Consider the following 23,514-nt stretch of genomic DNA (forward strand, 5'->3'; position numbering starts at 1 on the left):
CAAAAAAAGCACAAATAAAAGCTAGATGATGGCGCAGGGCTACAATCCTTCTATCCACAGAGGATTTGAGCATGAACGAACAGTCGTCCGATCGACGCCATTTTCGGCGTATCGCCTTCGATGCACGAACCACCATTGCGCAGAACGGCTGGAATTGGCCGGTGCAATTGGTGGACGTGTCGCTCAAAGGTTTGCTGGTGCAACGCCCGGATGACTGGCAGGGCAATCGCACGGAGTCGTTCGACGTGGACATCCGCCTTGACCCGCAGGCGCATATAAAGATGCAGGTGAAGCTGGCCCATGACGATCACGGGCAATTGGGGTTTGTGTGCGAGCACATCGACCTGGACTCGATCAGCCATTTACGCCGGCTGATCGAACTGAACCTCGGCGATCAGGAAGAACTGGAGCGTGAGCTGGGCGCATTGTTAGAGATTTGAAAACCCATCTGTGAGCCTTTCAAGGTTCGATCCACAGTTCAGCTGATTAAACAGGCATTACCCAACGTTGACTTAGAAGTGCATTTCCATGATGACAGAGGTTTGGCAATGGCCAATACACTGGCATCCATCGAAGCAGGCGCTACCTTTGTGTCGTGCACCGTGAATGGCATCGGCGAACGCTGCGGTATCACTGAGACATGTCTACTGATTACAAATCTTCATTTCAATTCAATATTGTGCAGCGGCAGAAGCCAAAAAGTATTAAAACTCAGTAGTCTTGTTTCAAAAGCGATGGGCGACACCTTTGATCGCCGTCGTCCGATCATTGGTGAATATAGCTTTGTGCACACCGCAAAACTGCATCTAACCGCTAATAGCAGGGACCGCAATTGCTACCATTGGGTAGACCCCCTCTATTTGAACGAATAACAATTAATGCACGTCATCAGGGATGCAGGTCTTTCAATATGATTGAGCATGAGTGGCTGATAGGCGCAGGGTTGGTCGTACTGGGTATTATGACGGGTTTTATCGGCACCAACACCGGCGGCAGTGTATTTCTAACAGTGCCGGTGATGATCTGGCTCGGAATATCCCCACAGGCGTCGATAGCGACAGCCCGCCTGGCTTCGGTAGGGACGATGTTTGCCGGATTAAGACACTTTCATAACAATGGAAAAGTGGATTACAGGTTAGCGGCCCCCGCCGCCGCACTTGGGTTGGCTGGCGCCTTGGTCGGTGCAAGTCTACTCGTGCAAATAGATCCGGCGCTGCTGCATAAAATCATTGGCGGCCTGACACTGCTACTGGTGGGGCTTTCACTCATCAGGAAGCCCCACTCGCCGAAGACGGCCCCCTCTTCGCTCAGACGCTTTTGCGGCTATATCCTCTTTATTCCCGTCGGCATGATTGGCGGCCTGTTCGGCGGGCAGGCCAAGCTATCAACTTATTTGTATATTATATTTTTTAAAAAAACGATCAGTGAGTCAATTGGCACGCGTAAGGTGGGAGGCCTCATCCTCTCAGTCGGCTCGTTAATAATATTCGGTATCAGCGGAATCATTAATTGGCAGTACGGGTGTTGCCTGATCATAGGCACGCTATTTGGCGCCAATGCGGGCGCCAAGTTTGCTCTACACAAAGGCGATAAGTGGATGGAAAGCGCTTTCAACGTAGTCGTGATTGCCTTGGCGTTGAAAATGATCTTTTGGTAGTGACTCTCTCACGCAAAAGCGACAGTCAGGGAAACGCTGCACTCGGGGGAAGTCGCTTTCCGTGTCCCAATAACCCGCCTTCTGACCCGACACGGCCTGCCATTGCCCATCGATAAAACGATAGGTCGTGTAGCGGGTTGCGAAATCATCGTCGCCGTCACCGTCCATAAAGGACGAGACCTGCAGTAACTCATCCGTACCGCCGGCGGCTGGCGTGGCGATCTGCCAGGCGGCTTTGCCGGTCTGGGCCAGGGTCAGCGGCTCGACCTTAGCGTCGGCGCCCTTGTAATTCAGCGGCGTGAGTTGCTGCCGGCTCGGCAGCAGCAGGTGCGTCGCGGGGCCGCTGTAGCTGCCCATCGGCGCGGTTTGATCGATGGTCAAAAAATACACAGGTTCCGGCAGCCCTTTGATGGGGGCCCTCTCCACCTGGGCCAAGGGGTAGCCGAGTTCTTCGCTTGCCAGCACTTCTCCGGACGCCGACAGCAAGCGCAGTCGGGCGTTGAGCAGCGGGTGTTCAACCAGATCACCGGGCTCGTCAAACGACTCCTCATCCAGGCCATTGCCCCAGCTGTCTTTGTGCAACTGGGCGCTGATGCGCTGGTCTTCCAGTACCTGCAATACGCTGGCGTCTTGCGTTGCCAACGTCTGGGCCGATCGGTAACCGACCGGCAGCTTGGCCGGCTCGGCCAAAGCGCCCATCGGCAACCCTACCAAGGCCATGAACAGGGCAGCGGCTGCCCAGCAGTTCGAGTTGTGCATTGCACTCATCCCTGACTGATCCATGAATTATTCGAACAGTGCATCCAGCGCCTGCTCCAGGCGGTTACACCGATCACCTTCAACCCTGCCGGCATTTCCTTGGGCGCGTTGCCCTTGGGCACAATCGCGCGCTTAAAACCGTGCTTGGCCGCCTCCTTCAAACGCTCCTGGCCGCTCGGCACCGGGCGTACCTCGCCCGACAGGCCGACCTCACCAAACACCAGCAAATCATGCGGCAACGGTTTATTGCGCAAGCTGGACATCACCGCCGCCATCAACGCCAGGTCGGAGGCGGTTTCCAGCACCTTGACCCCACCGACCACGTTGAGGAATACGTCCTGGTCGTGGGTGGGAATGCCGCCGTGACGATGCAGCACCGCCAGCAGCATCGCCAGACGATTCTGGTCCAGGCCGAGGGTCACGCGGCGCGGGTTGGCCAAGTGGCTGTCATCCACCAGCGCCTGCACTTCCACCAGCATCGGGCGGGTGCCTTCCCACGTTGCCATCACCACACTTCCCGGCACTTCTTCCTGGGCGCGGGTGAGAAAAATGGCTGACGGGTTGGAGACTTCTTTCAACCCCCGGTCGGTCATGGCAAACACGCCCAGTTCGTTCACCGCGCCGAAGCGGTTCTTCACCGCCCGCAGCAACCGCAAACGGCCATCGGATTCACCCTCGAAATACAGCACGGTGTCGACCATGTGTTCGAGTACCCGCGGACCGGCCAGCGCACCTTCTTTGGTCACATGGCCGACCAGGAAGATCGCCGTGCCGCTCTGCTTGGCATAACGCACCAGCAGCGCCGCGCTCTCGCGCACCTGGGACACGCCGCCCGGCGCCGATTGCAGCTGTTCGGTAAAAATCGTCTGGATCGAGTCGATCACCATGACCTTGGGCTTTTCGATGCGCGCCGTGGCGATGATGCTTTCGATGCAGGTTTCGGTCATCACCCGCAGTTGGTCCTGGGGCAAGCCCAGGCGGCGGGCGCGCATCGCCACTTGCTGCTGGGATTCTTCGCCGGTGACGTACAGCGCCGGCATGCGGCTGGCGATGCTGCACAGGGTTTGCAGCAGGATGGTCGATTTGCCGATGCCCGGGTCGCCGCCGATCAGCACCACCGAGCCGTCCACCAGGCCGCCGCCAAGCACGCGGTCGAGCTCACCGGACGCGGTGGAGAAACGCGGAATTTCTTCGACGCTGACTTCGGCCAGGGTCTTGATCTGCGCCTGTTGCCCGGTCCAGCCGGCACGACCGGTGGGCGCTGCGGCGCCGCCGCTTTCGATCATGGTTTCCGTCAGGGTGTTCCACGCGCCGCACTCGGTGCATTGGCCGGCCCACTTGGGAAAGGTCGCGCCGCACTCCGTGCAGCCGTACATGCGCTTGGCCTTTGCCATTTGAGAACCTCCAACCGAAAAACCGCGATGATAGCTCAGCGCGGCGCCGGGGTCCGGATTTCACCACTGGCCAATCGTGAAGCGCTGTTGCCGATCGGGTCTTCAGCGTTGAGGTCGGCGCCTTTGGCCTTGAGTTCATCGAGCAGTTCGACGCGCTTGAACAACCCGGCGTACATGGCCGCGGTCTGCCCGGCGCCGTTGCGTTGGTCGGGGTTGCAGTCGGTGGCCAGCAGGCGCTGGGCGATTTTCAGCTCGCCTTTGAAGATGGCGCCCATCAGGGCGGTATTGCCGCGTTTGTCTTGCACGCAGGCGTCGGCGCCGGCGCTGAGCAGGCGCTCCACGAACGGGCCCTGGCCGTGATAGGCGGCGAGGATCAGCGCGGTGTAGCCCTTGTCGTCCTGGGTGTTGAGGCTGTAGCCAGACTCGATGAAGGTGTTGAGCATGTCGATATCGCCACGGCGGGCGGCGTCGAAATAGTAGTCCTGCAACTGCGCCTTGAGCGCGAGCGGGTCAGGCGACTCGGCATGGGCGACAAAGGCCAGCATCGCCATCAGTAAACCAATCGAAATACGCATGGGGGTGTTCTCCTGCCAGGGGGTCGACGCCCGTACAAGGGCGCCGACCGGAACCAACGTCAGTCAGTGAGTTTTTCTGCCAGCGCTTTCACGCGAGCCAAATCACCCTTGGCGACCTTGGTCACGCCGGTGCCGTACTCCGGGTCGGCCTTATAGAGGAACGACAGGATGATGTGCTTGCTCTCGTCATCGGTGGTGGCCAGCGAGCCGCCAAAGTTGTCGATCAAGTCCTGACGCTCTTTCTTGTTGTACGAGCGGTACAAGTCACCGGCCTGCTTGAAGTTCTGCTCACGCTGGATCTTCGCCTGCTGGGTGCTGCCCGACAGCGCCGACTGGCTGTAGCGCGCGGCTTGCGGCTCTTCGCGCGGCAGCAGGCGGCTTGGCTGGTAGTTCACGCCGGTAGTGGTTTTGCCTGCATTCATCGCGCCGTCCTGGTTACCGTTGTTAACGGTTACCCGTGGGGCGTTGATCGGCAGTTGCAGGGCGTTCGGCCCCAGGCGGTACATCTGCGTGTCGGCGTAGGAGAACACCCGGCCTTGCAGCAGGCGGTCTTCAGAAGGCTCGATACCCGGCACCAGGTTGGCCGGCGCCATGGCCACTTGTTCGGTTTCCTGGAAGACATTCGCCGGGTTACGGTTCAGCACCATCTGCCCGACTTTGCGTTCCGGTACGTTCGGCCAGATTTTAGTGGCGTCCAGCGGGTCGAAGTCGAACTTGGCCAAGTCCTCAGGCTTGAGCACTTGCACATACAGGTCCCACTTGGGGAAGTCACCCTTGTTGATGTGGGTAACCAAGTCATGGGTCATGTGGCTGTAGTCACGCCCTTGCACTTCGGTGACTTGCTTGGGATCGAGGTTGTTGATGCCTTGCAGGCTCTTCCAGTGGAACTTGACGTAGTGCACTTCGCCTTTGGCATTAATCAACTTGTAGGCATGTACGCCGTTGCCGTCCATTTCCCGATAACTGGCCGGGGTGCCGGAGTCGGAGTACAACTCGGTGAGTGTACGAGTGGACTCTGGAACATGAGAGAAGAAGTCGAAACGGCGGGAATCGTCATCCAGGTTAGTGCGTGGGTCGGGTTTGAACGCATGAACCATGTCCGGGAACTTGATAGCGTCGCGGATAAAGAACGTCGGGAAGTTATTGCCGACCAGGTCCCAGTTACCTTCGGCCGTATAGAACTTGGTGGCGAAGCCGCGCGGGTCGCGCAGGGTTTCCGGGGAGTGGTTGCCGTGCACCACGGCCGAGAAGCGCACGAACACTGGCGTGGCCTCGCCTGCCGCGAACACTTTGGCCTTGGTCAGGTCGCTGAGGTCGTCAGTGACGGTGAAGGTGCCGTGGGCGCCGGTGCCACGGGCATGCACCACGCGCTCGGGAATGCGCTCACGGTCAAAGCGTTGCAGTTTTTGAATCAGTTGCACGTCTTGCAACAGCACCGGGCCATTGGCGCCGGCCGTTTGCGAGTTCTGGTTGTCGCCCACCGCCGCGCCGTTATCGCGGGTCAGGTTGGCAGCGTGTACGGAGAGTGAAAGCAGGCTGGCGCTCGCCAGTATCAGCGCGTGTCGCGCGATAACCGGGCGGCGCTTGATTGGATTCTTCATCGAGGTTTCCTCTGGTTTTTCTAGTGCACATTCAGTTGTGCTTGCCAGAGGCTAGTGACCCGCGACGCAGAAGATAAATAGAAAAACCCCACCGGGACGATTAAGAAAATACGATGGTAAGCCACTGAAATAGCGAGTATTTCGCGCGCGATTGGTGGCACTTTGCAAACTATTTGCGTTTTAATGTGTCGATAAAAACTGACAGTGTTAACGGTTGTGTCGCGCAAGCCCTCTACGACTGACTTACACTGACCTCCACCCTTCTCATCTGTAACAAGGAATAACCTATGGGCGTGATCAGTGAGTTCAAGGCCTTCGCGGTCAAAGGCAATGTGGTCGATATGGCCGTCGGTATCATCATCGGCGCCGCCTTCGGCAAAATTGTTTCCTCGTTTGTAGGCGACGTCGTGATGCCGCCTCTCGGTCTGTTGATCGGTGGTGTGGACTTCGGCGATTTGGCAATCACACTCAAGGCCGCTCAGGGCAACGTCCCTGCGGTGGTGTTGGCCTACGGCAAGTTTATCCAGAGCGTGGTCGACTTCCTGATTGTCGCGTTTGCAATCTTCATGGGCGTAAAGGCGATCAACCGTCTCAAGCGTGAAGAGGCTGTGGCCCCGAGCCTGCCGCCGACGCCGACCAAGGAAGAGGTGTTGCTGGGCGAGATCCGCGATCTGCTCAAGGCACAGAACGACAAGCCGCTTTAACCGGCACGGGTTTGGCAAAAAAGGCGCCTGTTGCAGGCGCCTTTTTTATGCGCCGTATTACCAGTAATTCTCCACTGCCACCTGGCCCGGGCGCCGGCTCAGGCTCAGTTGCATGTCGCGTTGCTTGAGCAATTGGCGCGTGTCGTCGACCATCTGCGGGTTGCCGCAAATCAGCACGCGGGAGTGTTCGGGGGTCAACTCGACGCCGGCCGCGCGCTCCAGTTCGCCATTCTCGATCAAGGTGGTGATGCGACCGTTCAAGGCGCCAGGGTGTTGCTCGCGGGTGACGGTGGGGATGTAGACCAGCTTGTGCGCATACTCGGCCAGGTACTCACGCTCGCCCAGCGCGTGGATCAGTTCCTGATACGCAAGCTCCTTGGCCTCGCGGGCGCTGTACACCAGGACAATGCGCTCGAATTTCTCCCACACCTCGAAGTCCTGCAGGATCGACAGGAACGGCGCCACGCCTGTGCCAGTGCCCAGCAGCCACAAATCTCGCCCGTCCACAAATCGGTTCAGCGTCAGAAAGCCCGTGGCCTGGCGCTCGACCATCAAGGTGTCGCCCACTCGCAGGCGGCTCAATTGACTGGTGAACTCGCCACCCGGAACGACGATGGAGAAGAAGTCGAGGTGCTCGTCGAACGGTGATGACACGATTGAATAAGCGCGCCACACGGTGCTGCCATCCGCCGTGTTCACCCCCAGGCGCACGAACTGGCCGGCGGTAAACCGAAAACCCGGGTCGCGAGTGGTACGCAAGGTAAACAGGCTGGGGGTCAGCGATTGCACGTCGAGCAAGGTCTGGCGGGTAAATTTCTCAGCACTGGCCGTCATGGGGGGCTCCGTTGAACAGGTGCCCTAGTGTCCCTCAAAGCGTCGCTGGGAAACACCGGTGGTTTGTACTGGCATTTTCATTGCTCGGGCATTCGCAAATGTAACGCCAGTGAAACGCTGATGTTTTCGAGGCAATTGCACCTTCGTCGGGAATTTCGTGCTCACACTAACTATTTAGCTATCGCCCCTCATCCAATAGGCCATTAGATGATGGCGTTCATAAAAACAGCCCTGAATCGGCCGTTTCCGCAACCTATTAAAATCAATAAGTTTTCTTCATCCAGCAACTAACCTTCACAAAAGCCCAGTTGTTGTACAAGTTCAAGCAGTTTAAATAGCCGATCTTACTGACATCTTTTTCATCTCAATATGTAGTCTTTATCCTACACTCCTGTTCGTGGCGCATTGGGAGCCAGGACGTACCCAACTCACACCTACCCCATGGAGATTCACCCTATGGTTAACTGGCGCAACACGAGACTCCCAAAACTGGAAGGCGAGAATAAGATCACCACTGTTTACGAGATGATCGTCAATCAAACTTTCCAGCTCGGTTTTGAATATTGCTCATTTACGATGAGTTCCCAACAACCTGCTAACCAAACAAAACCTATTCGATTAAACAACTATCCAAATGAATGGAATACACTTTATAACCAAGCGCATTTTTTTGATGTGGATCCCGTAGTCGCCCACTGCAAACGCAGCGTAATGCCGCTGGTCTGGGATGAAAAAACGTTCAGCACCGCGCCGCATCTATGGACGCTGGCCCAATCGTTTGGCGTGCATCTGGGATGGACTCAAGCCGTGCATGACTTCCAGGGTGTGTTCAGCATGCTGACCCTGGCCCGAAGTGTCGGCAACGTCAGCCCTGAAGAGCTGTACGAGAAAGCAGGCCAGGTACTGTGGCTGTGTCACGCCATGCACGCCGTTGTAGCGCAAACATATGCCGACACACCGAGTATCACGCCGCCTTGCAAACTGACCCCACGGGAAATAGAAATTCTCAGATGGTCAGCCATCGGCAAGACCGCCTCGGAAATCGCCACGATTCTGTGCCTGTCGGAGCGTACGGTGGGCTTTCATATCAGCAGTTGCCTGAAAAAACTGGGCGTTACCAACAAGATCGCAGCTGTACTGCGCGCCTCAAAAGCGGGGTGGTTTTAGCCAACCTGGAAACACCGCATGTAATCCCCCTGAAAAAAACGTAACATTTACGGCCAATTCTGAGTGTTGAAGCTGCGCCTTTAATGCCGCCTCGCCGTACACTCAGACGGTTACGCCGGGTACCACGCCCGTCGAACGCCCATCGATGACCAGAGCCTCCCCCGCCATGCCCCTGCTTGACAGCCCCTTCGCCCAGCTCGATCTGATTCGCCAGCCAGAGCAACACAATGACCCGCTGCAGGCCTTTGATGCCGCCGATGAGTACTTGCTCAACTACCTGGCCGAACAGTCGCTGAGTTCGGCAACCCGCGTGCTGGTGCTCAATGACAGCTTCGGTGCCCTGGCGGCCAGCCTCGAAGGCCAGGTGCAGGTGACCTCCAGTGGCGATTCGTTTCTGGCAGCCCTTGGCCTTGAGAAAAACCTGGTGCGCAACGCCAAGGCGTTTGACGCCGTAGCGTTTGTACCGGCCTCGCAAGTAGCCACCGGGCCTTTCGACCGCGTGCTGATCCGCGTGCCGAAAACCCTGGCCTTGCTCGAAGAACAGTTGATTCGCCTGCAAGGCCAGCTGGCGCCAGGCGCCGAAGTGATCGCCGGGGCGATGATCAAGCATCTGCCACGGGCCGCCGGTGAACTGCTGGAGCGCTACATCGGGCCGATGCACGCCTCGCTTGCGGTCAAAAAAGCCCGGCTGCTGATCGCCACCGCAGAAGCTCGCCCAACCGCCGTGTCGCCCTACCCTACCCGCTACACCCTGGACGCACCGGCCATCGAATTGCTCAATCACGCCAACGTGTTCTGCCGCGAAGGCCTGGACATCGGCACCCGCGCTTTCCTCCCGCACCTGCCGAACAACCTCGGCAGCGCCCGCGTGGCCGACCTGGGTTGCGGCAACGGTGTACTGGCGATCGCCAGCGCCCTGCAAAACCCAGACGCGCACTACACGCTGGTGGATGAGTCCTACATGGCCGTGCAATCGGCGGCCGAGAACTGGCAGGCCGCCCTGGGCGCTCGCGAGGTCGCCCTGCGCGCCGACGACGGCCTGGCAGGCCAGGCGCCGCAGTCGCTGGACGTGGTGCTGTGCAATCCGCCCTTCCACCAACAGCAGGTGGTCGGTGACTTCCTTGCCTGGCGCATGTTCCAGCAGGCGCGTGACGCCCTGGTCGTTGGTGGCGCGCTGTATATCGTCGGCAACCGCCATTTGGGCTATCACAGCAAATTGGCGAAGCTGTTCCGTGGCGTCGAGCAAGTCGCGGCCACGCCGAAGTTTGTGATTCTCAAAGCGCGCAAATAAAAAAAACCCTGCCGCTCTTGCGAGTGGCAGGGCTGAAAAGCCGGGCCGCGAGGCCCGGATTGGGATGTCAGTGGGTGGTCAGGCCGGCCGCGCTCATGAACATGCGCATCAGGCTGGCCACGACAAACAGGGCCAGCACGCTGCCGGTCCAGATCATCGCCAGCCACCCCAGGCGCCGCCACAACGGCTGTTTCTCGGCCTGTTCGATCTCGTGCAACGAAGGTTTGCCGGACATGAAACGACCCTCCTAGTGATAGCCGTCTTCGTGGGTGACCTTGCCGCGGAACACGTAGTAGCTCCAGAAGGTGTAGCCCAGGATGAACGGGATGATGAACAACGTGCCCACCAGCATGAAGCCTTGGCTTTGCGGCGGTGCAGCGGCGTCCCAGATGGAGACCGACGGCGGAATGATGTTCGGCCACAGGCTGATCCCCAAGCCGCTGTAGCCGAGGAAGATCAGCACCAGCGTCAACAGGAACGGCGTGTAGTGCGCATTTCGCGCCACCGCGCGGATCAAGCCGTACATGGTCACCAGTACCAGAATCGGCACCGGCAGGAACCAGAACAGGTTCGGCAGGGTGAACCAGCGCGAGGCGATTTCCGGGTGCGCCAGAGGCGTCCACAGGCTGACAACGCCGATTACCGCCAACACCACGAACGCCAATGGCCGCGCCAGGTTGTGCATCTGCTCCTGCAACTTGCCTTCGGTCTTCATGATCAGCCAGGTGCAGCCAAGCAAGGCATACGCGATGACCAGTGCAACGCCGCAGAACATCGTGAACGGCGTGAGCCAATCCAGCGAGCCCCCGGCAAACTGGCGGTCGACCACCGGAATGCCATCAATGAATGCTCCCAATGCCACGCCCTGGAAGAAGGTCGCCGCAATGGAACCGCCGATAAACGCCTTGTCCCACAAGTGGCGCTTGTCGTCCTTGGCCTTGAAACGGAATTCGAAGGCCACGCCACGGAAGATCAGCCCGATCAGCATCAGGATCAGTGGCAGGTACAACGCCGACAACACCACCGAGTAGGCCAGCGGGAACGCGCCGAACAACGCCGCGCCGCCCAGTACCAGCCAGGTTTCGTTGCCGTCCCATACCGGGGCGACCGTGTTCATCATCACGTCACGGTCGACTTTGCCTGGGATGAACGGAAAGAGAATGCCGATACCCAGGTCGAAGCCGTCCATGACCACGTACATCATGATGCCGAAGATGATGATCACGGCCCAGATCAGCGGAAGATCAATACCCATCTCAATTCCCCTTGTGCTGAATGTGGGCGTGGTCGTCATCGCTGCCATCATCGGCGGCGGACAACGGACGGGCCGGCGTGCGTTTCTGGCCAGGGCCACCATGGGTTGGCTCGCTGCCTTCGTGGGTCTGCGGCCCTTTGCGCACCAGGCGCATCATGTAGCCCAGCCCTGCGCCGAACAGCGCGAAGTACACCACCACGAACAGCACCAGGGTGATCGTCATCTGCGCCAGGCTATGCCCGGAGGACGCATCCGCCGTGCGCATCAGGCCGTAGACCACCCACGGCTGGCGGCCGATTTCGGTGGTGAACCAGCCGGCAAGAATCGCGATCAGGCCGGACGGGCCCATCCACAGCGCCAGGTACAGGAACGGCCTGGAGGTGTACATCTTGTCGCCCCGGCGCAGCCAAAGGCTGAACAGACCGGTGAAGATCATCAGGAAGCCCAGGCCAACCATGACCCGGAACGACCAGAACACAATGGTCGAGTTGGGACGGTCTTCAGGCGGGAACTCCTTGAGCGCCGGCACCTGTTTATCCAGGGAGTGCGTCAGGATCAGGCTGCCCAGGTAAGGAATTTCGACCGCGTACTTGGTTTTTTCGGCCTTCATGTCGGGCAGGCCGAACAGGATCAGCGGCGTCGGCTCGTTGCCGATATTTTCCCAGTGGCCTTCAATCGCGGCGATCTTCGCCGGCTGGTGCTTGAGGGTGTTCAGGCCGTGGAAGTCACCGATCACCGCCTGGATAGGTGCCACGATCAGCGCCATCCACATTGCCATCGAGAGCATGGTGCGGATCGCCGGGTTGTCCTTGCCGCGCAGCAGGTGCCAGGCCGCCGACGAACCGACGAAGAACGCCGTGGCCACAAAGGCCGCCGTGGCCATGTGCATCAGCCGGTACGGGAAGGACGGGTTGAAGATCACCGCCAGCCAGTCGGTAGGAATCACGCGCCCGTCGACGATTTCAAAGCCTTGCGGGGTCTGCATCCAGCTGTTGGACGCAAGAATCCAGAAGGTCGAAATCAACGTACCGACGGCCACCATCACCGTGGCAAAGAAGTGCAGCTTGCGCCCCACCTTGTTCCAGCCGAACAGCATCACGCCGAGGAAACCCGCCTCCAGGAAGAAGGCCGTGAGCACCTCGTACGTCAGCAATGGCCCGGTTACCGCGCCGGCGAAGTCCGAGAAGCGGCTCCAGTTGGTGCCGAACTGGTAGGCCATGACCAGGCCCGAGACCACGCCCATGCCGAAGTTGACGGCAAAGATCTTCGACCAGAAATGGTAGAGGTCACGGTAGGTGTCGTTATGGGTCTTGAGCCACAAACCTTCCAGCACCGCGAGGTAACTGGCCAGGCCGATGGTGATCGCCGGGAACAGGATGTGGAACGAGATAGTGAATGCGAATTGAATTCGGGCGAGATCTAGCGCCTCCAAACCGAACATAAGTCTTCCTCTGTCAGGTAATACCGGCTGCTGGCTGGAAGCCTGCACCCACTGCCCCACGGATATGGAGTGTGGCGAATTTCAATTCGTTTCTTTTTTTAACCAACCACGTAGGGAATCGGGCCTTTCGGCCTCCAGAACAATCCCGGGGCCGGTTTTGATCTGGATCAAGCATTGCTCAAAGAGTAGTCCCATTTTCGCTGTAGGACGGCGTGGTCTTTTGCCGCGTGACAGCTTGCCTCATGCCGGTGCACAGCAAACCCTTGCAACTATTTGTTACAGCATGATGCTAATCTCGCCGTTCCCTCTGCTCCCGACCTGAATTCCGATGCCTACGAGTGAACCTGCGTTGCTGTTGCGTCACCATCGCCCTTTCATCGCGTTCTGGCTGGCTCGGATTTTCACCGCCAGCGGCTTCCAGATGCTCACCGTGGCCATCGGCTGGAACCTCTACCAACTGACCGGCAACGTGCTGGACCTGGGCTTGGTCGGCCTGGTGGAATTCATCCCACGCGTATTGTTCATGCTGCACACCGGGCATGTGGCCGATCGCTATGAGCGGCGCAAGGTCGCCGCCATCTGCCAGACCGTGCAGGCGCTGATTGCCTTGTCCCTGGCCATCGGCGGCCTGACCGGCAACGTGACGCGCGAGATGATCTTTATCCTCGCCTTCCTGCTGGGCGCTGCGCGTTCGTTTGAAATGCCGACCACCCAGGCGCTGCTGCCAAGCATCGTGCCCAGCGCACTGTTCCCGCGGGCCGTGGCCTCGTCGCAATCGGCGCAGCAACTGGCAACCATCGTCGCGCCGGCCTTGGGCGGTTTGCTCTACGCATTCGGCAGCGTGTGGGTGTATGGCCCGACAGTGGCGCTGTACCTGATCGCCTGCGTGCTGACCCTCAACCTGCCCGCGCGCCAGACCCCTTTGAACAAAGCCAAGGCCACCATGGACTCGCTGCTGGCCGGGATTCGCTTTATCCGCAGCCGCCCGGACATCCTCGGCGCCATCTCTCTGGACCTGTTCGCCGTGCTGCTGGGCGGTGCCACCGCGTTGCTGCCGGTGTTTGCCAAGGACATCCTGCTGACCGGCGCCTGGGGCCTGGGCCTGCTGCGCTCGGCACCGGCGGTGGGTGCGTTGTTGATGTCGTTGTGGCTGGCGCGGTTCTCGGTGGATCGGCATGTCGGGCGCGTGATGTTTACTGCCGTCGGCGTGTTTGGCGTGGCGACCATCGCGTTCGGCCTGTCGACATCGTTCTGGTTTTCCCTGGCAGTGCTGGTGGTGCTGGGCGCGGCGGACATGATCAGCATGGTGATCCGAGCGTCGTTCGTGCAGCTGGAAACGCCGGATGAAATGCGCGGCCGCGTCAGTGCGGTCAACGGCCTGTTTATCGGCGCGTCCAATCAACTGGGCGAGTTCGAATCGGGGATCACCGCCCACTGGTTCGGCACCGTGCCCGCCGTGGTCATGGGCGGGATCGGCACGCTGCTGGTGACCGGGGTGTGGATAAAACTGTTCCCAACCCTGGCCAATCGCGACCGGATGCATGTGCCGGTGGAAGAGCCGAAGGCTGAAGCGGCGAAGGTCTGAGCACCGCCGCCTGACTGGGTGCAGGACTACAAAAAAATGTGGGAGCGGGCTTGCTCGCGAATGCGGTGCGTCAGTCGATACATTCACTGACTGACGCTCCGATTTCGCGGGCAAGCCCGCTCCCACAGTGGTTTTGAGGTGTGTGCTAGAGCACCTTATCCAGGGTGATAGGGAAGTCGCGTACCCGTTTGCCGGTGGCGTGATAAATCGCATTCGCCACCGCCGCCGCCACCCCGACGATGCCGATTTCGCCCACGCCTTTGGAGCCCAGGGCATTAACCACGTCGTCGTGTTCTTCGACAAAGATCACGTCAATCTCGCCAATGTCGGCATTCACCGGGATGTGGTATTCGGCCAGGCTGTGGTTCATGTAGCGCCCCAGGTGATGGTCGATCTGCGTCTCTTCATGCAGCGCCATGCCAATGCCCCACACCACGCCGCCGAGGATCTGGCTGCGGGCCATCTTCGGGTTGACCACGCGACCGGCGGCAATCGCGCTGACCACGCGGCTGACCTTGATGGTGCCCAGGTCTTCATCGACCCGCACTTCCACAAATACCGCCGAGTGAGTGGCCGTGGCGTAGCCCTCGCGTTTTTTGTCGGGCTCGCTGTCAACCTGCACTTGCAGCGCGTCCTCACCGCTGTCTTTAACCAGTTGGGCCAACGACACACTCACATCGCCTGTGTGCAATTGGCCGTCTTCAAAGCGCACGGACTCGGCGTCCTTGAACACCGGGTAAGTCTGCCGGGCAACCTTCAGCAGTTTGGCGTTCAGCGCTTCGCATGCCTGTTGCACGGCGGTGCCGACGGACGACACGGTAAACGAGCCGCCCTGCAAAGGCGCGGTGGGCAAGGACGAATCCCCCAGCAAAAACTGGATATCGCCCATCGCCACACCACTGGCCTGCGCGGCAATCTGGGTCATCACCGTGTAAGTGCCGGTGCCGATATCGGTGGTGGCGCTGCTTACTGTCAATTTGCCTTCGGCGTCGATGCTCGCCTTGGCGCTGGCCTTCATCTGCATGGCTTCCCACACGCCACCGGCCATGCCCCAGCCGATCAACTGGTTGCCGTCACGCATGCTGCGCGGCTCCGGGTTGCGCTGGCCCCAACCGAAGCGCTCGGCGCCTTCGCTGTAGCACTCGCGCAGGGCTTTGCTCGACCAGGGTTTGTCTTCGTTCTGGTTGCGCTCGGCGTAGTTGATCAGGCGCAATTGCACCGGGTCCATGCCCAAGGCGCAGGCCAGTTCGTCCATCGCGCACTCCAGGCCGATCACGCCCAGCGCAGCGCCTGGCGCGCGCATGTCCAGCGGCGTGTACACATCCAGCGGCACCAGGTTGTAGGTCAGTTGCACGTTGTCGCAGTGGTAGAGCATGCCGCTCCATTCCACCACGTGCTCGCTGAAGTCTTCAAAGCGTGAAGTCTGGCCAATCGCGGTGTGCCCCAACGCCAGCAGCCGACCGTTGGCGGCCGCGCCCATCTGCAACCGCTGCAAGGTGCGTGGTCGGTAGCCAAAGGTGAACATCTGTTGACGCGTCAGGGTGACGCGCACCGAACGCTTGAGCGCCAGGGACGCCATCACCGCCAGGGGCAACTGGTATTGCGGGCGCAGGCCCGAACCGAAAGCGCCGCCGACGAACGCGGCAAAGATCCTCACCTGGCTCTTATCCAGGCCGAAGATTTTTTGCACATAGGCCTGGCAGTTCTGCGGGCCCTGGGTTTTGTCGTGGATATGCAGGGTGCCGTCCGGCTGATACAGCACCGTACTGGCGTGGGGTTCCATCGGGTTGTGGTGTTCGATGGGCGTGCTGTAGTGCACGTCGAGGCTGACGGCGGCCGCGCTCCACTCGGCCTGGAAGTTGCCGCGGGGCGCGGGCGGCGTTTGCGGCGAGGGGTACGCCTGCTCCTGCATGGCCAGCAAGTCGGTTTCAAAGGCTTCGCTTGCGTACTCGATCTCGACCAGAGAACCGGCATGTCGCGCCAGCTCCAGGTTGTCGGCAATCACCAGCGCCAAGGGCTGGCCGCTATAAAGGACGCGGTCGTTGTAGAGCGGGCGAAACGGCGAGCCATCCGCCGCATCGTCGTCGGCGAACGCGTCATCGTAGCTGGCAAGCTTGGGGCGATTGTGGTGATCCAGCACCATGACCACGCCCGGCAGCGCCAGGGCCTTTGAGGCATCGATCTTGATCACCCGGCCCTTGGCGATGGTGCTGGAAACCACACTGCCGTGCAGCAAGTCATTGCCTGGAAACTCGCCGGCATAGCGCGCCTGGCCGGTGACCTTGAGCAGACCGTCGACGCGGTCCAGAGGTTTGCCGATAGCGGTCATGGGCGTTCTCCTGCGACTGCGGCGTCGCTCAGGGCGCGAATAATTGCACGGCGCGCCAGCTTGATCTTGAAGCCGTTGTGTTCCAGCGGTACGGCGTCTTGCAGCAAGGCGTCGGCAGCGTTGCTGAAGGTTTCGCGGCTGACCGTCTGGCCAATCAGCGAGGCTTCCACCGCGCGGTCACGCCAAGGCTTGTGCGCCACGCCACCAAGCGCAACGCGGGCGTCGATGATTTGGTCGCCATCCAGTTCGAGGGCGGCGGCCACGGAGACCAGGGCAAACGCGTAAGAGGCGCGGTCGCGGATTTTCAGGTAATGACTGTGACTGGCCAGCTGGTTGGCGGGCAGCTCGATGGCGGTGATCAACTCATCGTCGGCCAGCAGGTTGTCGCGCTGCGGCGTATCGCCGGGCAGTCGATGGAAGTCAGCAAATTCGATGACCCGCGCACCTGCGCGGCCTTCGACATGCACCCGCGCCTCCAGCGCCGCCAAGGCCACGCACATGTCCGACGGGTGCGTGGCCACGCAGTGTTCGCTGGCGCCGAGGATCGCGTGGATACGGTTCAAGCCGGTGCGCGCCGGGCAGCCGCTACCGGGTTCGCGCTTGTTGCAGGGCACGCTGGCGTCATAGAAGTAGTAGCAGCGGGTGCGCTGCAACAAGTTGCCGCCGGTGCTGGCCATGTTGCGCAACTGCGGCGAGGCTCCGGCCAGGATGGCCTGGGACAGCAGTGGGTAACGCGCCTCGATCACGGGGTGCCAGGCCAGGTCGGCGTTGCTCACTAAGGCGCCGATCATCACGCCGCCACTGGCAGTTTCTTCAACGCACTGCAGCGGCAGGCCGGTGATATCGATCAAGTGCTCGGGGCGGCTGATGTTTTCTTTCATCAGGTCCAGCAGGTTGGTGCCACCGGCGATAAAGCGTGAAGCCGCGCTGCTCATGTGCACGGCCTCGTGCACATCGGCTGGCTTGCTGTACTGGAAGGGGTTCATTGCTCACCTCCCTGGGCACGGCAGGCCGGCAAGGCGTCTTCGATGGCATCGCGGATGTTGCTGTAGGCGCCGCAGCGGCACAGGTTGCCGCTCATCAGCTCCTGGATCTGCGCGGTGTCGTGGGCACGGCCTTCATTGGCCAGGCCCACGGCGGAACAGATCTGCCCTGGGGTGCAGTAGCCGCACTGAAAGGCGTCATGCTTGATAAACGCCTGCTGCATCGGGTGCAGCACATCGCCATCGGCCAGGCCTTCGATGGTGGTCAACTCGGCGCCATCGCACATCACCGCTAGGGTCAGGCAGGCGTTTACGCGTTTGCCGTCGCGCAACACTGTGCAGGCACCGCATTGGCCGTGGTCGCAGCCTTTTTTACTGCCGACCAGGTCCAACTGTTCGCGCAGCAGGTCCAGCAAGGTGGTCCACGGCAACACGTCAAGTTGGCGATCCTGGCCGTTCAGGGTCAGACGAATCGGGTGGCTGACGAACGGTCTGGCCGCCGCGCCATTGGGGGTTGCGCTCATAAACACCTCACGGGTTGGGGTATATCCGCGGCGTTCAGGAAAGTCGCCGTCTCAGGGGTACGACTTCCCGGGGTATTGAGCGTTCAAGAGGATTGATCAGCGGATGTTGAACATCGTCGTCAGCGGGGTTTGCGAGCCATTGATCGAAGAATTGCTGTACTCGAACCAGCCAGGGGCCTGGACGTTCAGGTCAAACACATAGATGTAGCCCATCACCGTGCCCACGCCATTACAGGCCTGGCTGATGTTGCCGACCTGACACACCGGCGAGCGTTGCCCGTTCAACTCTGCGCCATCGAAACGGCCCATCGGGCTTTTGCCCAGGCCGACTTCCATCACCGACACCTTGGTGGGCCCGCGATGGGTGCACATCTGCGTGCTGGTCGCGCGCTCCGGGATGGTTTCAGCGCAACCGGCAGATTCCACTTTGAACACGCGCACCTCGCTCAATGCCGGTGCAGTCGCGCCCCAAGCCGGTGCCGCCAGCCCCAGGCCGATTATGGCGAACAGAGCTAGACTGCTGGCGTTGGCTTTTTTCATGCTGTTGACGACTCTGGATTGAACGTCGGCGCAGTATGCCTCAAGGCCATCCACCCACAAAACCAAGCCTATGCGCCATTGGCCTTCGGCTGCTGGTATGATGCGCCGCTTTTTCCGATCCTCTCTGAAACCACAGGCGCTTGGCGCAGTTTGTGCTTTGACTTAGAGGTCAACAAATAACGACGCAAAATAGCGTCACAGGGAGCCGGCATGCTGGAAAAGCTGTTTCAACTCAAAGCACACAACACCAACGTGCGCACCGAGATTCTTGCGGGGATCACGACCTTTCTGGCCATGGCCTACATTCTGTTCGTGAACCCGAGCATCCTTGGCGAGACCGGCATGGACAAGGGCGCGGTGTTTGTCGCGACCTGCCTGGCCGCCGCCATCGGTTCGACCGTGATGGGCCTGATCGCCAACTACCCGATCGCACTGGCGCCGGGCATGGGCCTCAACGCCTTCTTTACCTACACCGTGGTGCTGCACATGGGCCACACCTGGCAAGTGGCGCTGGGCGCGGTGTTTATTTCGGCGGTGCTGTTCTTCCTGCTGTCGATCTTCCGCATCCGTGAGTGGATCATCAACAGCATCCCCTTGCCCCTGCGCTCGGCGATTGCCGCCGGTATCGGCCTGTTCCTGGCGCTGATCGCCCTGCACAACGCCGGGATCGTGGTCGGCAACCCGAACACCCTGGTGGGCCTGGGCGACCTGAAACAACCGGCGCCTATCCTGGCCACCTTTGGTTTTATCCTCATCGTTGCGCTGGAAGCCCTGGCCGTACGCGGTGCAGTGCTGATTGGCATTCTGGCCGTGACCATTGTCTCGATTCTGTTGAATGTCACCCCGTTCGGCGGCGTGATCTCGATGCCACCGTCCCTGGCCCCGACCTTCCTGCAGCTGGATATCAAAGGCGCGCTGGATATCGGCCTGGTCAGCGTGATCTTCGCGTTCCTGTTCGTTGACCTGTTCGACAACTCCGGCACCCTGATCGGCGTCGCCAAGCGCGCCGGCCTGATGGGCAAGGACGGCCACATGCCAAAAATGGGCCGTGCGCTGATCGCCGACAGCACCGCGGCCATGGCCGGTTCGCTGCTGGGTACGTCGACCACCACCAGCTACATCGAGTCCGCTGCAGGCGTGAGCGCCGGTGGCCGTACCGGTTTGACCGCCATCGTGGTCGCGATCCTGTTCCTGCTGGCGCTGTTCTTCTCGCCACTGGCGGCCAGCGTTCCGGCCTTCGCCACCGCGCCTGCGTTGTTGTTCGTGGCCGTGCTGATGACCTCGGGCCTGGCCGAAATCGACTGGGATGACATTACGGTTGCAGCGCCGGCGGTGATCACCGCCCTGGCGATGCCCTTCACTTACTCCATCGCCAACGGCATCGCCTTCGGTTTCATCGCCTGGACCGCCATCAAGCTGCTTTCGGGCCGCTACCGTGAGCTGAACCCGGCACTGGTGATCCTGTCGATTCTGTTTGTGATCAAGCTGGGCTGGTTCAACGCATGACTTTTGACGCCGCAAGCTACACCGCTCAACTGCAAGACAAGGTCACGCGCTTGCGTGACCTGCTGGCACCGTTCGACGCACCCGAGCCGCAGGTCTTCGATTCGCCGCTGCAGAACTTCCGCCTGCGTGCGGAGTTCCGCCTGTGGCGCGAAGGCGGCGAGCGCCACTACGCGATGTTTTCCCAGGACGACAAGCGCACGCCGATTCTGATCGAAGCATTCCCGATCGCCAGCCAGCGCATCAACCAGTTGATGCCGCAACTCAAAGCCGCCTGGCAAGCCAGCGCGGCCCTGAGCCACAAGCTGTTCCAAGTGGAGTTCCTCACCACCCTGGCCGGCGACGCGATGATCACCCTGTGCTACCACCGCCCGCTGGACGAGCACTGGCACGCGGCCGCCAACCAACTCGCTGCCGACTTGAATGTCAGCATCATCGGCCGCTCCAAGGGCAAGCGTGATGTGATCGGCCACGACTACGTGGTGGAAAAACTCGCCGTCGGCGGGCGCACGTTCAGCTATCGCCAACCCGAAGGCGCATTCACCCAGCCCAACGGCACGGTGAACCAGAAGATGCTCAACTGGGCGTATGAAGCCATGGGCGATCGCCCGGATGATTTGCTGGAGCTGTACTGCGGCAACGGCAACTTCACCCTGCCGCTGGCGACCCGTGTGCGTAAAGTGCTGGCGACCGAAATCAGCAAGACCTCAGTGAATGCGGCGTTGAGCAACCTCGATGAAAACGCGGTGGATAACGTCACCCTGGTGCGCCTGTCGGCTGAAGAACTCACCGAAGCGCTCAACGAAGTGCGCCCGTTCCGCCGCCTGCATGGCATCGACCTGAAAAGCTACGAATTCGGTAGCGTGTTCGTCGACCCGCCACGCGCCGGCATGGACCCGGACACCTGCGAGCTGACGCGGCGCTTTGACAACATCCTCTACATCTCCTGCAACCCGGAGACGTTGGCGGCGAACATTGCGCAACTGCATGACACGCACCGGATTACCCAGTGTGCGATGTTTGACCAGTTTCCATGGACGCACCATATGGAATCCGGCGTATTGCTGACCCGCCGGTAACCCGTCTCACACGCGTGCGACCGCCATTGGCAAGGGCGGTCGCCGACCACCGAAAACTCCCACGCGCTGATTTACGGTTCGATAATCGAACAGATCCGCCGCCGTCAATTGACCAAATTAACCATCCAGTACATTTTATCTCCACAACCAATAATAACTGTGGAGATACCCCAAAATGCCGCCCATCGTGCTGGTGCTCAACGGCCCTAATCTCAACTTGCTCGGCACCCGCGAGCCCGCCACCTACGGCCATGAAACCCTGGCCGACATCGCCGCCCTGTGCGGGCGCAGCGCAGAAAAACTCGGGCTGAAAATCGAATTCCGCCAGACCAACCACGAAGGCGAACTGCTCGACTGGATCCACGGCGCCCGCGCCCGTTGCGCCGGCATCGTGATCAACCCGGCAGCCTGGACCCACACCTCGGTAGCGATTCGCGACGCACTGGTGGCCAGCGAAGTGCCGGTGATCGAGGTGCATTTATCCAACGTGCACGCGCGTGAGGCGTTTCGGCATCACTCGTTTGTGTCGCCCATTGCCAAGGCGGTGCTCGCCGGGTTCGGCAGCCATGGTTACCACCTGGCCCTGGAACATTTCAGCCACACGTTGAAAGGGTGAAGCCGATGAAACCGCGCATCCTCGCCGGCCTGATCGGCGCAGGTATCCAAGCCTCCCGCACGCCTGCCCTGCATGAGCAGGAAGGTGATGCCCAGGGCTTGCGCTACCTGTATCGCCTGATCGACCTGGAACCGCTGCAACTGAACATCAATGCCTTGCCCGACCTGCTGCACGCCGCCGAGAGGATGCAGTTCACCGGTTTGAACATTACCTACCCGTGCAAACAGGCGATTCTGCCGTTGCTCGACGAATTGTCCGACGAAGCCAGGGGCATTGGCGCGGTCAACACCGTGGTGTTCAAGAACGGCAAACGCATCGGCCACAACACCGACTGCCTGGGCTTCGCCGAAGGGTTCCGGCGCAATTTGAATGACGTCGCGCGCCAGCATGTCGTGCAGATGGGCGCCGGCGGTGCGGGCGCGGCGGTGGCCCACGCGCTGCTGGCCGAGGGCGTGCACCACCTGAGCATTTTCGACGTGGACGTGACCCGCGCTCGGGACCTGGTGGATAACCTTGCCCAGCATTTCGGCGCCGGGCGCGCGCAGGTCGGCAACCACCTGGAAAGCGCCATGGCCGAGGCCGATGGGCTGGTCAACACCACGCCGATGGGCATGGCCAAGCTGCCCGGCACGCCGGTGCCTGCCCATCTGTTGCGGGCGGCATTATGGGTCGCAGAAATCGTGTATTTCCCGCTGGAAACCGAGCTGCTGCGCGATGCCCGCGCCTTGGGCTGCCGCACGCTGGACGGCGGCAACATGGCGGTGTTTCAGGCGGTAAAAGCGTTTGAACTGTTCAGTGGTGAGAGGCCGGATGCGCAGAGGATGTTGGCGCACTTCCAGAGCATGAATACCTGACTGCCGAAACCCAATCCAAGAAATGTGGGAGCTGGCTTGCCTGCGATAGCGCTTGAACAGTCAATATTGATGTGGCTGACACACCGTCATCGCAGGCAAGCCAGCTCCCACAGGATTTAGGCTTGCAGGTAACGCATCACCGCTTCACAAATCATCTCCCGATGCCGCTGTTTAACCGCCTCGTCCGACAACCCGATCTGAAAGATCTCACTGAACGTATGGCGGTTGGACACTCGGTAAAAGCTGAACGAGTTGATCAGCAGGTGCACGTCCAACGGGTCCAGCCCTTGGCGGAACACGCCCATCTCAACGCCACGCTGCAAGGTGGCGCCAAGCGCTTCGAGAATATTGCTGTTCATCGCCTTGATCGAATCCGAGCGCTTCACGTATTCGGCGTTGTTGATGTTTTCGATGCAGACGATGCGCACGAAATCCACGTTCTGGTCATGGTGATCAAAGGTGAATTCCACCAGCCGACGAATCGCTTCGCGCGGTTCCAGGGCGGTGAGGTTCATGCGGGTTTCAGTATTGCGAATGTCGCCGTAGAGCTTCTCCAGCACCTCGACGTATAACTGCTCCTTGCTGCCGAAGTAGTAATAAATCATGCGTTTGGAGGTGTGGATGCGTTCGGCAATGGCATCCACGCGAGCGCCGGACAGGCCCTGCTGGACAAACTCGACGATCGCTTCCTGCAGGATGTTTTCGCGGGTCTTTTCCGGATTGTTCTTACGACTCTTGCGCGGTGCGTCTGACACAGCGGAGAGGTCGGGGGTCAGGGTCATGGTGCGCTCACGGCCATTTTTGTTGTGCAGGCCGCGATTAT

At 60.3% G+C, this 23,514-nt stretch carries 23 protein-coding genes and 1 pseudogene; 11 read left to right on the plus strand and 13 right to left on the minus strand.

Going from position 1 to position 23,514, the window contains the following annotated elements:
- The first annotated feature begins 71 nt into the window (after positions 1-71).
- From AB5I78_RS25225 to AB5I78_RS25235, 3 genes are read left to right on the plus strand one after another with little or no spacing between them, the layout of a single operon-like run.
- Positions 72-440 carry a PilZ domain-containing protein gene (locus AB5I78_RS25225; protein WP_242200367.1) on the plus strand — a complete coding sequence of 123 codons (369 nt, stop codon included), beginning with the start codon at positions 72-74 and terminating at the stop codon, positions 438-440.
- 6 nt (positions 441-446) lie between these two features.
- Positions 447-872, plus strand: a complete 426-nt coding sequence (locus AB5I78_RS25230; RefSeq protein ID WP_369302510.1) for a hypothetical protein — start codon at positions 447-449, stop codon at positions 870-872.
- Between the two features lie 38 nt (positions 873-910).
- Positions 911-1,657: a sulfite exporter TauE/SafE family protein gene (locus tag AB5I78_RS25235; RefSeq protein ID WP_369302472.1), complete on the plus strand. Its 747-nt coding sequence runs from the start codon at positions 911-913 to the stop codon at positions 1,655-1,657.
- Here AB5I78_RS25235 and AB5I78_RS25240 read toward each other — a convergent pair.
- From AB5I78_RS25240 to katB, 4 genes and pseudogenes are all read right to left on the minus strand, one after another.
- The gene (locus AB5I78_RS25240) at positions 1,577-2,416 is read right to left on the minus strand and encodes a hypothetical protein (protein WP_370004119.1); all 840 of its coding nucleotides are present in this window, start codon (positions 2,414-2,416) and stop codon (positions 1,577-1,579) included. The two genes, AB5I78_RS25235 and AB5I78_RS25240, sit on opposite strands and share 81 nt — an antisense overlap.
- A gap of 27 nt (positions 2,417-2,443) precedes the next feature.
- Positions 2,444-3,810 (minus strand): annotated as a pseudogene (radA, locus tag AB5I78_RS25245) (DNA repair protein RadA).
- Between the two features lie 35 nt (positions 3,811-3,845).
- On the minus strand, positions 3,846-4,385 hold the full coding sequence (locus tag AB5I78_RS25250; protein ID WP_145162225.1) for an ankyrin repeat domain-containing protein: 540 nt from the start codon (positions 4,383-4,385) through the stop codon (positions 3,846-3,848).
- A gap of 59 nt (positions 4,386-4,444) precedes the next feature.
- Positions 4,445-5,986: a catalase KatB gene (gene katB / locus AB5I78_RS25255; protein ID WP_369302470.1), complete on the minus strand. Its 1,542-nt coding sequence runs from the start codon at positions 5,984-5,986 to the stop codon at positions 4,445-4,447.
- Positions 5,987-6,273: 287 nt separating this feature from the next.
- Between katB and mscL the strand changes: the two genes are divergently transcribed.
- Positions 6,274-6,690, plus strand: a complete 417-nt coding sequence (gene mscL / locus AB5I78_RS25260; protein WP_106579295.1) for a large-conductance mechanosensitive channel protein MscL — start codon at positions 6,274-6,276, stop codon at positions 6,688-6,690.
- 57 nt (positions 6,691-6,747) lie between these two features.
- On the opposite strand, the gene AB5I78_RS25265 is transcribed toward mscL, so the two are convergent.
- Positions 6,748-7,524: a ferredoxin--NADP reductase gene (locus tag AB5I78_RS25265; RefSeq protein ID WP_145162227.1), complete on the minus strand. Its 777-nt coding sequence runs from the start codon at positions 7,522-7,524 to the stop codon at positions 6,748-6,750.
- Positions 7,525-7,980: 456 nt separating this feature from the next.
- Between AB5I78_RS25265 and AB5I78_RS25270 the strand changes: the two genes are divergently transcribed.
- On the plus strand, positions 7,981-8,691 hold the full coding sequence (locus tag AB5I78_RS25270; protein ID WP_145162230.1) for a LuxR family transcriptional regulator: 711 nt from the start codon (positions 7,981-7,983) through the stop codon (positions 8,689-8,691).
- 166 nt (positions 8,692-8,857) lie between these two features.
- Complete coding sequence (locus AB5I78_RS25275; protein WP_262206733.1) at positions 8,858-9,982, plus strand: methyltransferase; 1,125 nt, start codon at positions 8,858-8,860, stop codon at positions 9,980-9,982.
- Between the two features lie 67 nt (positions 9,983-10,049).
- Here the strand turns inward: AB5I78_RS25275 and AB5I78_RS25280 are convergent, their stop codons facing one another.
- Genes AB5I78_RS25280 through AB5I78_RS25290 form a run of 3 tightly spaced genes read right to left on the minus strand, consistent with a single transcriptional unit; the run spans position 10,050 to position 12,678 of the window.
- Complete coding sequence (locus AB5I78_RS25280; protein ID WP_071489954.1) at positions 10,050-10,217, minus strand: DUF2474 domain-containing protein; 168 nt, start codon at positions 10,215-10,217, stop codon at positions 10,050-10,052.
- Between the two features lie 12 nt (positions 10,218-10,229).
- Complete coding sequence (gene cydB / locus AB5I78_RS25285) at positions 10,230-11,237, minus strand: cytochrome d ubiquinol oxidase subunit II (protein ID WP_124418507.1); 1,008 nt, start codon at positions 11,235-11,237, stop codon at positions 10,230-10,232.
- Between the two features lies 1 nt (position 11,238).
- Positions 11,239-12,678 (minus strand): cytochrome ubiquinol oxidase subunit I, encoded by a 1,440-nt coding sequence (locus AB5I78_RS25290; protein WP_106579300.1) that lies wholly within the window; start codon positions 12,676-12,678, stop codon positions 11,239-11,241.
- Between the two features lie 328 nt (positions 12,679-13,006).
- Here AB5I78_RS25290 and AB5I78_RS25295 point away from each other — a divergent pair, with 328 nt between their 5' ends.
- Complete coding sequence (locus AB5I78_RS25295) at positions 13,007-14,263, plus strand: MFS transporter (RefSeq protein ID WP_145162236.1); 1,257 nt, start codon at positions 13,007-13,009, stop codon at positions 14,261-14,263.
- Between the two features lie 145 nt (positions 14,264-14,408).
- On the opposite strand, the gene AB5I78_RS25300 is transcribed toward AB5I78_RS25295, so the two are convergent.
- The 4 genes from AB5I78_RS25300 to AB5I78_RS25315 all read right to left on the minus strand — a co-directional run bounded on the left by AB5I78_RS25300 (position 14,409) and on the right by AB5I78_RS25315 (position 18,639).
- Positions 14,409-16,592, minus strand: a complete 2,184-nt coding sequence (locus tag AB5I78_RS25300; protein WP_369302469.1) for a xanthine dehydrogenase family protein molybdopterin-binding subunit — start codon at positions 16,590-16,592, stop codon at positions 14,409-14,411.
- On the minus strand, positions 16,589-17,578 hold the full coding sequence (locus tag AB5I78_RS25305) for a xanthine dehydrogenase family protein subunit M (protein ID WP_369302468.1): 990 nt from the start codon (positions 17,576-17,578) through the stop codon (positions 16,589-16,591). The genes AB5I78_RS25300 and AB5I78_RS25305 overlap by 4 nt, the downstream gene beginning before the upstream one ends.
- Positions 17,575-18,099, minus strand: coding sequence for a (2Fe-2S)-binding protein (locus AB5I78_RS25310; protein ID WP_145162245.1), 525 nt, complete (start codon positions 18,097-18,099; stop codon positions 17,575-17,577). The genes AB5I78_RS25305 and AB5I78_RS25310 overlap by 4 nt, the downstream gene beginning before the upstream one ends.
- A 96-nt stretch (positions 18,100-18,195) precedes the next feature.
- Positions 18,196-18,639 carry a DUF4879 domain-containing protein gene (locus tag AB5I78_RS25315; protein WP_369302467.1) on the minus strand — a complete coding sequence of 148 codons (444 nt, stop codon included), beginning with the start codon at positions 18,637-18,639 and terminating at the stop codon, positions 18,196-18,198.
- 210 nt (positions 18,640-18,849) lie between these two features.
- Here AB5I78_RS25315 and AB5I78_RS25320 point away from each other — a divergent pair, with 210 nt between their 5' ends.
- From AB5I78_RS25320 to AB5I78_RS25335, 4 genes are all read left to right on the plus strand, one after another.
- Positions 18,850-20,145, plus strand: a complete 1,296-nt coding sequence (locus AB5I78_RS25320; RefSeq protein WP_369302466.1) for an NCS2 family permease — start codon at positions 18,850-18,852, stop codon at positions 20,143-20,145.
- Complete coding sequence (gene trmA, locus AB5I78_RS25325) at positions 20,142-21,221, plus strand: tRNA (uridine(54)-C5)-methyltransferase TrmA (RefSeq protein ID WP_369302465.1); 1,080 nt, start codon at positions 20,142-20,144, stop codon at positions 21,219-21,221. The genes AB5I78_RS25320 and trmA overlap by 4 nt, the downstream gene beginning before the upstream one ends.
- Positions 21,222-21,396: 175 nt before the next feature.
- A complete protein-coding gene (aroQ, locus tag AB5I78_RS25330; RefSeq protein ID WP_145162258.1) occupies positions 21,397-21,837 on the plus strand; it encodes a type II 3-dehydroquinate dehydratase in 441 nt (146 codons plus the stop codon).
- Positions 21,838-21,842: 5 nt separating this feature from the next.
- Positions 21,843-22,691, plus strand: coding sequence for a shikimate dehydrogenase (locus tag AB5I78_RS25335; protein WP_369302464.1), 849 nt, complete (start codon positions 21,843-21,845; stop codon positions 22,689-22,691).
- Between the two features lie 116 nt (positions 22,692-22,807).
- Here AB5I78_RS25335 and AB5I78_RS25340 read toward each other — a convergent pair whose 3' ends face one another.
- The gene (locus AB5I78_RS25340; protein ID WP_145162264.1) at positions 22,808-23,473 is read right to left on the minus strand and encodes a TetR/AcrR family transcriptional regulator; all 666 of its coding nucleotides are present in this window, start codon (positions 23,471-23,473) and stop codon (positions 22,808-22,810) included.
- Between the last annotated feature and the right edge of the window lie 41 nt (positions 23,474-23,514).

This window comes from Pseudomonas sp. N2-3-1-14 (genome assembly GCF_041228395.1).
Taxonomy (GTDB): Bacteria; Pseudomonadota; Gammaproteobacteria; order Pseudomonadales; family Pseudomonadaceae; genus Aquipseudomonas.